The sequence below is a fragment of the Draconibacterium sp. genome, assembly GCF_041583095.1.
GTDB lineage: Bacteria > Bacteroidota > Bacteroidia > Bacteroidales > Prolixibacteraceae > Draconibacterium.
The window spans coordinates 1-12224 of sequence record NZ_JBFHGM010000151.1 but is presented as its reverse complement, the minus strand read 5'-3'; the positions used below and the strand labels follow the sequence as shown (position 1 = coordinate 12224).

The 12224-nt window shown below is 41.7% G+C and carries 9 protein-coding genes; 2 read left to right on the top strand and 7 right to left on the bottom strand.

The features are described from left to right. Positions 1-374: 374 nt before the first annotated feature. Positions 375-1097 carry an AAA family ATPase gene (locus tag ABZB17_RS14170; protein ID WP_372650992.1) on the top strand — a complete coding sequence of 241 codons (723 nt, stop codon included), beginning with the start codon at positions 375-377 and terminating at the stop codon, positions 1095-1097. A 236-nt stretch (positions 1098-1333) separates the two neighbouring features. On the opposite strand, the gene ABZB17_RS14165 is transcribed toward ABZB17_RS14170, so the two are convergent. Together ABZB17_RS14165 and ABZB17_RS14160 are read right to left on the bottom strand one after the other, a co-directional pair. After that, the gene (locus tag ABZB17_RS14165) at positions 1334-2797 is read right to left on the bottom strand and encodes a family 16 glycoside hydrolase (RefSeq protein WP_372650991.1); all 1464 of its coding nucleotides are present in this window, start codon (positions 2795-2797) and stop codon (positions 1334-1336) included. Between the two features lie 122 nt (positions 2798-2919). Beyond that, complete coding sequence (locus ABZB17_RS14160; protein ID WP_372650990.1) at positions 2920-4479, bottom strand: M81 family metallopeptidase; 1560 nt, start codon at positions 4477-4479, stop codon at positions 2920-2922. Positions 4480-4832: 353 nt separating this feature from the next. Here ABZB17_RS14160 and ABZB17_RS14155 point away from each other — a divergent pair, with 353 nt between their 5' ends. Next, the gene (locus ABZB17_RS14155) at positions 4833-6074 is read left to right on the top strand and encodes a radical SAM protein (RefSeq protein ID WP_372650989.1); all 1242 of its coding nucleotides are present in this window, start codon (positions 4833-4835) and stop codon (positions 6072-6074) included. 464 nt (positions 6075-6538) lie between these two features. Here ABZB17_RS14155 and ABZB17_RS14150 read toward each other — a convergent pair whose 3' ends face one another. From ABZB17_RS14150 to ABZB17_RS14130, 5 genes are all read right to left on the bottom strand, one after another. Beyond that, entirely contained in the window at positions 6539-7285 is a 747-nt protein-coding gene (locus ABZB17_RS14150) for a DUF6261 family protein (protein WP_372650988.1), read from the bottom strand. 752 nt (positions 7286-8037) lie between these two features. Continuing rightward, on the bottom strand, positions 8038-9366 hold the full coding sequence (locus ABZB17_RS14145; protein WP_372650987.1) for a nitrate/nitrite transporter: 1329 nt from the start codon (positions 9364-9366) through the stop codon (positions 8038-8040). 239 nt (positions 9367-9605) lie between these two features. After that, positions 9606-10991, bottom strand: coding sequence for a serine hydrolase domain-containing protein (locus ABZB17_RS14140; RefSeq protein WP_372650986.1), 1386 nt, complete (start codon positions 10989-10991; stop codon positions 9606-9608). A 121-nt stretch (positions 10992-11112) separates the two neighbouring features. Continuing rightward, positions 11113-11541, bottom strand: a complete 429-nt coding sequence (locus ABZB17_RS14135; protein WP_372650985.1) for a VOC family protein — start codon at positions 11539-11541, stop codon at positions 11113-11115. Positions 11542-11647: 106 nt separating this feature from the next. After that, on the bottom strand, positions 11648-12022 hold the full coding sequence (locus ABZB17_RS14130; RefSeq protein ID WP_372650984.1) for a heavy-metal-associated domain-containing protein: 375 nt from the start codon (positions 12020-12022) through the stop codon (positions 11648-11650). Positions 12023-12224: the final 202 nt, after the last annotated feature.

The following is a 12224-nucleotide window of genomic DNA, read 5'->3' as shown; positions in this document are numbered from 1 at the left end:
GGAATAATCCGACACCTTTTAAACCCTTGGATTTCAATTTATTTCTACGATCGATGTAAGTATTTTTGTCAAACATATTGTGCAGTTTTATAAAAATTTCACGAAGATACTGTTTCTGTAATTATTTAGAATGTATTAAGATTTAATAGAAGTTAAAGATAGCGCTTCGTGTTCAGAATTGAACTGACTGTTGTCAGCACCAAGAACAACAACCAATCAAAACCCAGACATTCTGATAGTTATAATTGGCACAAATGCGGTTAATATTCATAAAAATTGAAAGTGCAGTATAATCTCACACCAAAATCATGGGCAAAAACATAACATGATTACCAGAATTAGCGTAATCTAGAATGTAACAAAGCTTGGAAATTATGGGAAATTCATTGATGAACTATCTGAACAGCCGCCTGAAAGAGGCAAAAGCTCGTGAATATGGCAACATGAATGAGGCCGGACCGGTGATTACCATATCTCGCGAAGTGGGTTGTAATGGTCTGGTTTTAGCACGGCTAATAGCTGAACGACTCAATAAAAACCTCGCAAAAGGCTCGTGGAATGTACTGAGTAAGGAAATATTTTATGAAAGCGCCAGGGAGTTGGATCTGGATCCGGAGATGGTACGGCAAACCTTTAAAAAGACCGATCGCTATGTTTTTGAAGAGATTTTAAAAGCCTTTCGTGATAAGCGCTACAAAAGTGAAGAGCGGATTATAAAAACGGTTAAAGAAGTGGTTCGAACGCTTGCAATTGACGGACATTGTATAATTGTGGGACGCGCCAGCCATATTATTGCCAGCGATATTAAAAATGCCTTACACATCAGGTTAACGGCACCGCTTGGGTACCGGATAAATACCATTATGACGAATAATAAACTCAACCGGAACGAGGCAATTGCTTTTATCGAAAAGGTTGAGAAAGAGCGGGCAACATTTCGAAAGGCTTTAAAAGAAAACAACCTTCATGAAGATGTATTTGATATTACAATTAACCGCGGATCATTTACGAATGAACAGGCAGTTGACCTGATTGAATTTGCGGTAGAGAAAAAAGGCATTTTGCATGAATTCAGCCCAAGGATAGAGTTTCATTGACCAATAGATATTTCCCATAAAAAACGGGTAAGATCAAGTTGGTCTTACCCGTTTTTTCTAAAAGTCCAATAAAAATTAGTAGCAAAATCTGCTTCAAAATTTATTGACTCACCCTGATTGTGCCTTCGACACAATCGTCCCTCTCTTCTTGAAGAAAGGGAATGAGGGAGAGTTCGCTGAAAGTTTGCACTTTTTCCATCACTGTTGGTGATTCACGGGAATCATGATTTATTAATTTATCCCGTAATTTTATCGGGTAAACCTTTTACATTTACCGGTTTTTCAGCATCCGTTTTGGGCTCAAACATATCGTTTGGCGTTAATTCGCACTCCTCCAGCATTTGAAGACAATACTCCAGTTCGCCAAGGTTTTTGGTTACGTTGTTTGTTCCGAATGAGAACTTTACACCGGCTTCTTTAGCCATTTTTATCATTTCTGCATTTGGTGTTTTATAACGGGCATTTATTTCCAATGCAATTCCGTTATCAGCCAGAACTTTTACCACACGTTGCATGCGTTCTTTTGTCCAAAGCTGTTGGTATTCCGGCATCAGTTCATTGGGTAAAACTGTTGGATTCACATAAATATCAACCGGTTCCTGCGAAAAAATGGCTTCAATCTTTTCTACCAGGTCGTCCATAAACTGCTGCTTATCGTCCACCCACACTTCTTCCGGAATCCAAATACGGTTACGTCGTCCCTTCCTATCGGTAAAAGTCATGGCATCGGTAAAAATATAATCAAATTTAGCCACTGCTTCCTCCGAAAACAGCGTGATCCATTCGCGTCCTTCAGCCTGCATACCTTTATACGTTGGGCTTCCTTTTACTTCATCCATGTACGCATACAACGATTCATCGTCGGTTACCGGGAAATGAAGGCCACAATTTGGCGCCACACCATAGTTAATACCTAAACGTTGCGAATTCTCCACCAAATCGTCGAGCGTTAAACCGCCTTTTAAGTGTACGTGGTAATCTACCAACGGAAAACCGGCAAACATCAGCTTGGTAACTTTTGCATCCCACTCTTCATCAACTTCCGGAGTTACCGGTTCTGCCTCAGGGAGTGCTTTTACCCGGATATTACGGTAATATGTTGTGCTGCCCGGATCATGTGCCTGTAAAGCAAAAGTTCCATGGCTTAATTTGGTATTTTCGCCACCATTCCACCGCCACGGATTTTCAGGCTCGATGTATTCATTCACCTTAACATCGTTCACAAAAACTTCAACAACATTTTCCACCACTTTAATACGCATGGTAAACCACTCGTTATCGCCAGCCAGCGGATAATAAACGTTGCGTACATTGTATATACTTCCGGTTTTTCGTCGCTCGGGAAATTTAACAGAGCCACGATACGAATTATTCACCTGAATTTCGTAGCCTTTTGACGGCCATCCTTCTTCCTGGTAATCGGTATGAATAAATACGCCCGAATTTGAATGTTCCTGCGCATTTATTTCGGCTTCAAATTCAAAGTTTTTAAAATCACCTTCATAAAACAGGTGAGACCGTTCTCCGGCACATTTTATCATTCCATCTTCAACACTAATACTTTCAGGGTTTTCGCCGGCTTTTTTCCAGCCATCCAGTGTTTCGCCATCAAAAATGGTCTGCCACTCTCCCACCGGAACTTTATTCTGGCAAGAGGTAAAAACGAATAAAATAATTAGAGGGAAAAATAACTTTCTCATGTTTATTGGTTTAGATTATTATTGGATTTTAAAACTAAAGAAAAAATCGTTAGCAGAATAAGGATTGACAATTTGTTTTAAAAATAAAGGCGTTTGTACCATTTGCACAAACGCCTTTATTTTTACTCGTCAGCCAGCGGAATCAACCGTGCTGAAAGATCCGGATCGGCCATATCGCTATCCAAGGGGAACATTGGGCGATGAATACGTTTATATCCCAGTCGTTCCAAATCCTGATCAACACCCCCCGGAGTAAGTGCCATCAGCCAACCGGCGCGCATATTGTAAAGCTCCGGAACCAGGTAACCAATTTTAACCACAACAATATCGGCTTCTCGCGGATACAGGCTCAAATCAGTAAAATCAGTTTCGTGGTGATAGGGCTTCCGTTTTTTAGTCACGATAACATCAACACTGCCAATATTAATAACCACTTCTGTTTCAGCATAACGATCGCCCTCTTTAATGGCTTCCACCCTGCCTGTTAATTCAAGTGGTCCGCAATAACGATCATCCACCAGGGCACCAACCATGCCGGTAACTGTTTCGCCTATACCGGCTTCAACGGCTTTGGCAACAAGATCGGGGCCGGGAATAGATGCATAAATTAACGATGGTCCGTTTTCCTTTTTGAATTCTTTCCGTTTCAGGATTTCGTTCAATGTCCAGGTAACATCTCCGGCACCACCGGCAGTAGGATTATCGCCCATATCGCTGATAATAAAGGGTTTTTCTTTAAAGGCAATTGCCCGGTCCAGACATTCATCCAGTGTAGCCACCGGAGCCACAAATTCAAACTGTTCGCGTACATCCCAAAAGGCCTGCGCCAGTTCTTCGGCCGATTTTGTTACTGCTTCTTCATCGTCGCCATACGCCATAACCACCGCACGATTGCGGGGCTCGTCGGCCCATGCATAGCCCACCCAGATAGCTGCGTCAATTACACCTTCGCGCGCTGCTGCCGGGGCAACTTTAGCATAAAGGCTTTTGCCCGGTTCGATGCGGGTACTTGTCTTTTCGCCGGGTAATAATATCGGTACAGGAATCCATGCTTTGTATTTTGGTTTGCCCAAACCGCTCTCCAAACGGTCGAGCAAATTGGTTAACGCACGTTTTTTCGATTCAATAGCATCTTCGTGTGGCGCCATGCGGTAACAGGTAATCATATCGCTGTAATGCGCCAATCGTTCTGTTACATTTCCGTGCAAATCCATCGATGTAGAAATAAGCACATCATCACCAATTACTTTACGAATACGTTCGATAAAATCGCCTTCCGGATCATCCAAACCAACAACACTCATTGCGCCGTGAATATCAAAAAACAATCCATCGTAAGGCATATTTTCTTTTAAGCGGTCCAGGGTTTCACCCACCAGCGTTTCGTAGGCCTCGCGGGTTACAATACCTCCGGGCAGCGCATGGCCACGCAAAGTCGGGAACCACTCGGCCCGCTGTCGCGTGGCTGCCGTATCGTCCATAAACGGGTAATAACTGAATATCTCGTCTCCGCGGCGTGCATGAAAGGCCTCAATACCCGACTGTGCAGGCGAAAAGGTGCTCGATTCAATGGCCAAACCGGCAATGGCAACGCGCGGAAGTTTGTTCTCCTTTTTTTTCTCTTTGCAGCCAAAAGTAAACACCACGGCGGCAATCAATAATCCGAAAAAAATTCGTCTCATATCTTTCTAAAATTTTTAAATAACAATACAATAAAAGCAAATTTACGCAGAATTGCAGGAATGCAAATGAGATTATTCAGAATTTTTAGGAAGCGGGTTTTCCGGAAGAAACAGAAATCTGCTCAATTATATTTTTTGTGGTTTACATTTCTATTTTGAATTTGTCTATTTTTACTGCATCTATTTGTAATAAATGAAAACAGACATCAAAATACAATCGAACAAAACGGTAAATGACGACCGGAAGAAGATGCTCCTGTTTTTATACATATTTTCCGAGCTATAAAATTTTCATTTCATATCGCCCCCATATTTTAATTCAATAACTATTCATTTGATCGTTCTTTTTTGAAATGGAAACGTATTATAACTGGCTGAATCAGCTGGTTAACAATAATAAGTCTGCTTTTTCGGAGTGGACAAACCTTAAATGGTTAAACAGCTATGCTGCCCATGAAGCGCAGGAGAAGAAAGTTGTTTTACTGGAGAAAGCGGAAAATATTTTATTTAAAGGTACCAAGCCGTATTACAAACAAATATCAAACGGATGCAAACTTTGCGGCCTTGGGCAATGGAGCTGTTTGTTTATAACCGGCAAATGTAACGCCTCGTGTTTTTACTGCCCGGCATCGCAGCAGGAAGACCATTTGCCCACCACCCAAAACCTGAGTTTTGCCGATCCGGCGGAATTTGCCGAATACGTAGATCATTTCCGGTTTAAAGGCGTGAGTTTTAGCGGTGGTGAACCCTTGCTGCAGTTCGACCGCACATTGAGTTACCTGAAACAGGTGCGACGAAAATGTAATCCGGACACCTATATCTGGATGTATACCAACGGAATTCTGGCCGAAACGCAAAAGTTCAGAAAACTGGCGGCAGCCGGGATTAACGAAGTTCGTTTTGATATTGGTGCCACGGCATTCCGGCTCGATAAAATTGCAGCGGCAAAAGGTATCATCCCGGTAATCACCATCGAAATTCCGGCAGTTCCCGAAGAATTGGAGCGTTTAAAAAAGCTCCTGCCCGAAATGGTAAAAGCAGGTGTTTCGAACCTGAATTTGCACCAGCTGCGCCTTACGCAACACAACGTAAAACAATTGGCTAAACACAACTACACCTATATTCATGCTGAGCAGCCTGTGGTTTTAGAGTCGGAACTGGCAGCATTGGAACTCATTGCTTATGCCCACGAGCATTCCATCGACATTGGCATAAACTACTGTTCGTTTCATTTTAAAAACCGCTTTCAGAAAGCAGGATTTCGCAACAAGGTAGCTACTGCATTGGCCAACGATGAAGATGTGCTAACACAAAACGGTTATATCCGGCGCTATAACGGCACAGGAATTGGCTACGAATCGATACGTATTTTTGATGTGAAACCCGATGGATTGGCGGTTCAGGAATTTCAGCTGAAGAACAAAACCTACTATTATTCACGCCAGGCGGTGATGAATACGGTAGCAATTGATTCAACAATGAAAGACAAAATAGACAGGCTGCTTGCTGCCGAACCGACGGATATACCTGACGATCCTTTGCTGTTTAGAATCTGGCAACTGGAATATATTGAGTCGGGGTTGCGGGAGTATTAAAAAATTCAGATTCCCGATAATTACCTGTAGTGATTAAAATGTACCTATCGACAGCATTCCAAAAATTCGCAAGATTATAAGGCGCATACAACGGTTGTACTTTGAATAGCTTACTGATTGCGCCTTTGATTTATTTTCTCGTCAACCCCGGGTTTCCCCCGGGGTTAGTCACATTTTATCCCTTCGGGATATTGAACTGAATTACAAAGTTAAGACGAGCTTATTGACCTGCAATGTCGCAATTGCAAGTTTTTATGACGCTGAAAGCGTTGAATATGAATAACCCGGTGCATAGCGCCGGGCTAAAATGACCAAAAGAAAATCGTCCGAAAAAATAAGCCGTTCGAAGCCAGGTGGTTCTACCGGACGAAACCCGAACAACACAATACATATAAAATGATGTAAACTTTCAGAGAAAATGGCACCCCTTTGGATGCCATTTTCATGAATGTGCCCGAATTCGTTTATTCCGACTCGGTTACTACACTGTCCACTTCCTTTTTGTTACGTCCCTGGCGAATAGCCAGTAAATCGTTATAGCGTTTAATTTTTTCGTTCATTACAATCACAAAATTTTCCATTTCGGGAGTTGCCATTCCAATAGATATAAACGAATTCACCAGGTTTATAATTTCGCGGTACAGCGGATCCATTTTTATACGTACTGCCTTAACATTTCCGCTCGATTTGTACCCCGATTCCACATCGCGCTCGTTTTGCAAGGCCTCGAAAGAACTTTGCTGCGTTTTATATATCGGCACCCACGGGCTAAGTTTTACCCGTTGTACATGCTCCTCGTTTTTTTGTTTTTCCAGATCCTGAATCAGATTTTTGGTATCGCCCGATTCGGCCACATAGGTTTTTCTTCTGAAATCGCCATAAACATCAAAAACACGACGCAATACTTTGGCGCTCTCCACTTCTTCGGGTATAGGGCTAAGCAGATGGGCATTAATCATTAAGTCCATGGCTTTCCAGGTATTGCCCCTGTCGGTATCGGCAGCCTGCACTTTTTCGGTTAAAATACTTCCCTGGTCAACATTGCTAACGGTGTCGAGTTCGGTATAAAGTTCTTCAAAACCGGCCAACACTTTGTCGGTTTTAGTGTTCGATGGAATAACACCGGGCAACAAACTTTTCAGTTCGAAAATAAGGTTAAAATATTCGCTGTTGCGCAAGTCGGTTAAGGATACATGATTAACGGTACTCATAGTAATGTTATTAAAGGTTAATAATTAAAATAGTGATGTTTGAATTGTTTTTTAATTGATTTTTATTTTGTGTGTTATCTCTGACCGGATTGATTAATGAAATACAAAAATAAAACATATGATTACTTAAGTCAACCCCCACAAACATGTTGTATGACATTATATACCTGAACATGAGTAACATGATTACAGCTGAGTAATGTTAGTTCAGCCAATACTGCCAGCATTTTACAAGGCTGCAAAGTAAGTTCGGCATGGGCTGAAAAGCTTTTTCTCGATTGAAAAGGTAACTCAGCCGCGGCTGATAACGGATTACACGAATGAAATGGCTTGGCAGATGATACGGAAGATACATTACAGCTATGAAATGTGCTTTCAGCCCTGGCTGCTTTTATTTTACACGCGTGAAAAATGGTTTCCGGCGCGACGGATTTTATTTTACAAAGCTGCGGGAACAAAACATCTCAGTTAGTTAGGCAATGACAAAAAAACAAGGATTCCATCTCTGTAAAAAGATGGAATCCCTGTCGGATTATTGCTCATCTCCCCCTTGGAGTTCTTTGCTGCACCCCTTGTATTTTTTATCGGAACACTTTGTTAAAGTGTTATTCTTATTTCTTTAATTCATTTGCTGTATAAATGGATGTCCATCAGTAAGTGTTGGTTCCTATGTTTTAGGCCTTCTGAAGAACAAGACCAATATTTTTTCTATTCAACATTTATTGCTTGCTATATACGACTTCTGCCAGATATTACTTCTCGAACCTATCCTGCGGATTATGCGCTTTAAAGCTAATAGCCGAAATAACCAGTATAATTGCGAGCAAGGCATAAATGGCATACGAATAGCTGCCCAGGTGCGAATGCGATAAGCTAAAAAAGATTGGTCCCAGTGCGCTAAAGAAAACAATAATGGCCATAACAAAGCCAGTGATTTTCCCCAGATGTTCGCGGCCGTAAAAACGTGGCCAGGTAACACTTAACAGCACATTATACATGCCGCTTGGGATAGCGCTGCCAATTATAAAAGTGTAGTAATAAAAGCCGGTGTTAATATTTGCCAATGCAATTAAAGCCACTACCATTCCGGCCAGCATAAAGTAGAGCAGGTACTGAAGTTTTATGCGGTCGCTAATCCATCCGCCCAAAAAAGCAAGTACCACCGAAATCATCGACATGGGAATAAACACCGAAAGTGCGTGCTCTTTGTCGATGCCGGCCTCGCCAAAAACCGAAACCAGGTGAAATACATAACCCGTAATAAACATGGCATAAATGGCCGAGGGTAATACGAATAACCAAAAAGTCAATCCGCTACGTGCCTCCTTAAGCGTAAATTGTTTAAACGGTTTAATGATTACATCGCGTTCTTTGTTGCCGTGTTTCTCCCCGTCGGGAATTTGATCACAATCTTCAGGATTATCGCGAAAGAAAATAAATACAAACAGAAAGAACCCAACGCCAATTCCAAGTGCCATCAGTAACCAGGCCCAGCGCCACGAAGTTTCAACAATTAACAAATCGAAGCTTAGCGGAGCGATGGAAAATCCGAGTGATACAAATACCGAGGAAATACCGTTTACCAGCCCCCTGCGGGCAATAAACCATTTCATCAGCATATTTCTCGACACCATGGTAATAACGCCCTGTCCCGAGAAACGCAACATAAAAAAGAATACGATACACGTAGCGACTGACACGCCAACATAACTATTTGAACTTTGCGGAACGATAGCTTTTATAATGCGGTCGGACTGGCTGAACAGAACCAATACAAAACCCAGCATAAGTGCTGCAGCCATACCCACCCAACGCGTGCCGTATTTGTCGTACAGTTTCCCTGCATAGGTTAGGATAAACGAACTGGCAATGGTGCCAAACATATAGGCGGTGCTGATCTGGTCGCGACTAATGCCAATGCTATCGATCAGGTAATCGGTAAATGTAGAAACACCTGTTGTTTGTCCGGGGGCACTGCACAACACTCCAACGGTGGCAGCAAATAAAATTACCCAGCCATAAAAGAACGGCACTTTTGATGGATTGAACGGGAAGTTGTTGTATTTCTGTTTGAGCTCCATTGCTGCAAAGCTACTTATTGTTTAACAACCTTTTATATGATCTGCGGGCATTGATTAGAATGGTAATGATTTGTTATTGGAGTTTGAGGGACTGAGGGACTGAGGGATTGAGGGATTGAGGGATTGCGAAATTGTAAAATAGTCTCGTGACTCGCTGACTCGGCAACCTGCAACCTGCAACAGATCTCTCCTCGTTCCTCGTCGAGATGACAGCTTCCCTCAACTTTTCCTTGAACAAATTACTCCAGCAAATACAAATACTTCGCAATTCCGGATGTTATAGCCCACGAATCAAACTCATAATTGTGCCCGGTGGTAACAATTACTGTATTTAGCGTTGGGAAAATATAAATAAACTGACTGCCAAATCCGTTGGCCCAAATACAGGGATACTCCTCTTCTGCTGATTCTAGCGAGATATTCCACCACTGGTAAGCATAGTCATCGCCCGGAATATGTGTGCGCGTTTTAAAACTGGTCGACTGTTTTATCCATTCTTTAGAAACAACTTGCTGGCCGTTGAACTCACCTTTATTCAGCACCAGCATTCCGATTTTTGCCAATTCGCGCGGCGTTATTTCAAGCGATCCGGCCATACACGGATATCCGTTTTGTTTACCGATTTCCCAGTTGTAATTTGTTATATGCAAAGGTTCGAACAAATATTCCTTTGCAAACTCATCGGCAAACAAACCTGTTTTCTTTTTGATAATGCCGCCCAGCAACTCTGTATTTCCACCATCGTACTGAAATTTGGTTCCCGGCTCGTTATTTAATTCGCGCGATAAAATTGTTGCAATGCGATCGTTACTTAAATAAAGCTCTTCATCGTTTGGTGTCAAGCCCGAAGTCATGGTAAGCAAATGTTCCGGCGTGATTCGCTTGTCAAAAACCGGCGCATCCAGAATTGTTGCAACCGGTTCATTTAAATCGGTGATAAATCCTTTGTCCATTGCAATTCCAATTAGCAACGATGTAATACTTTTTGTTGTTGATTCAGCCTGGTGAAGTGTATTTTGCCCGTAACCATAAAAGTATTCCTCGCAGATCAGTTGATTATTTCTGATCAGCAAAAAAGAGTTGAGACGGCCATAATCGCCGTTTACAATTTGCGGTAATAGTGAATAGATAAAAAGCGAATCGCCTTCATTTCTACGATGATAGGCAGGTAAAAGATCATCAAGCTGTTTAGGGGTTTGGCAGTGATATTTATAATCACTGTTGTGGCAACCTGGTAGTGCATCGGTTAGAAATCGTGCTACTTCATCGTTTTGCACAAGCAACACTGAATCAAAAGGTTCTCCTTCGCAGGCAAAACCTCCACGAATTGTATTTCCTGTACATTCTCCCAAATAGGTGCAATTCCAGTTGGGTACAAAAAAGCGAATGGAATTACCGCTAATCCTTAAACTGTCGATTTGAAAACCCGAATCGTAAAAACCGTTATTTGTCCAGTAACCTTTTGCAAAAGAGCTGTCGGGATCTATAACCTGTACATAGAATTTTTTATTGGGATCTTCGGGATGCGGGCCTTCCCAAAAGCCTGAAAAAGGATTATTGCCTTTATCGGCTGAACATGCAGCACAAAGCGAAACAAAAACAAATAAACGAGCAAAGCGAAACATGGCTGTAGAATTTTGTTTTATTCAAATTTAGCCCTGTTTTTGCTGGAAAACAAAATTGGTTGACGAACTACTAAAAAAGATATTTAAAAGACTTAAATCCTTCGAAAAGCGGTTGTGGAGCTTATTCATCTTCCTGACAAACCACCTCAAACTTGATCCCGTCAGGCGCTTTAAAGAATACAGCATAATAATTCTCGTGATACTCGGGATACAAACGGGGTGCACTGACAATATCAGCTTTTATTTCCAGCAATTTTGAATATACATGATCAACTTCTTTGCGCGATTCGGCTTTAAAAGCCAGATGATGCAAAGCTCCCGGCCGGCGGCGGTGAACAGCTTCATCTTTTAACGACTCGCGTGGAGAAGTAAGCGCAATACAAAGATTGGGATGCGAATATTCAACCACATGTTTATCGTGCGACGCAATATAAGCTGAAGTTTTCTTGGCCAGGGAAAAACCCAGTAAGGGCAAAAACTGATCGTAAAAAGAGACGATTTGTTCAAGGTCTTTAACCGTAATTTCAATGTGGTCGATTATGGGTTGCATTGTTTTTTATTTACAAAGATTACAATAAAACCTGAACCAAGGCAAAGACTTTTCATAAAAAAAGCCACCTGAAACCAGGCAGCTTTTTCACTTCTTAATCAGGCGATTATTTTCTTTCCTTATGAACTTCATGGTTATGTTCGTGCCCATGATCTTGTGTATGAGAAACAATTTCTTCGTATTCTTTTTCAGTGATCTTATCCGCTTTGTAGCCTTTCTTTTCAATGGCTGCAGCCAATTTTTCATCTGTATTCTTTCCGTCTTTGTATTCCACAAAAATGGTATTCGATGCATGATCAACTTTTAAATCTTTAACCCCTTTTTCAAACTTCAGGTATTCGGTAACTGTTTTCTCACAGTCGGCGCAATCCATGTTGCTTTTAAAGCAAACTACTTTGTTCTCCTTTTTCTGTGCAAATGTTTCGTTAGCGGTAAAACCGATAAACATCGCCATCGTCAATAATAAAATCAGGTTTTTCATCTTGTTTAAATTTTTATGCATCAAGCTTTTCGCTCTTTGCCGGTTTATTCATAATTCAAATTAAAACGTAATCCGAGGTAGATTTTTCGTCCCATTGTTGGCCCCCAAATATTGGTTGCGCTAAATTCCGGGCCGAAAGGATCATCAGCCCCTTCAATCGGATTTCGTTGTGTGAAATCGGTCAAATTTTCAACCCCCAGGT

Coding starts and splice junctions, on each gene's coding strand:
- ABZB17_RS14140 (WP_372650986.1), bottom strand. CDS start 10,991: ATGTTTCGCTTTGCTCGTTTATTTGTTTTTGTTTCGCTTTGTGCTGCA.
- ABZB17_RS14150 (WP_372650988.1), bottom strand. CDS start 7,285: ATGAGTACCGTTAATCATGTATCCTTAACCGACTTGCGCAACAGCGAA.
- ABZB17_RS14170 (WP_372650992.1), top strand. CDS start 375: ATGGGAAATTCATTGATGAACTATCTGAACAGCCGCCTGAAAGAGGCA.
- ABZB17_RS14160 (WP_372650990.1), bottom strand. CDS start 4,479: ATGAGACGAATTTTTTTCGGATTATTGATTGCCGCCGTGGTGTTTACT.
- ABZB17_RS14165 (WP_372650991.1), bottom strand. CDS start 2,797: ATGAGAAAGTTATTTTTCCCTCTAATTATTTTATTCGTTTTTACCTCT.
- ABZB17_RS14145 (WP_372650987.1), bottom strand. CDS start 9,366: ATGGAGCTCAAACAGAAATACAACAACTTCCCGTTCAATCCATCAAAA.
- ABZB17_RS14135 (WP_372650985.1), bottom strand. CDS start 11,541: ATGCAACCCATAATCGACCACATTGAAATTACGGTTAAAGACCTTGAA.
- ABZB17_RS14130 (WP_372650984.1), bottom strand. CDS start 12,022: ATGAAAAACCTGATTTTATTATTGACGATGGCGATGTTTATCGGTTTT.
- ABZB17_RS14155 (WP_372650989.1), top strand. CDS start 4,833: ATGGAAACGTATTATAACTGGCTGAATCAGCTGGTTAACAATAATAAG.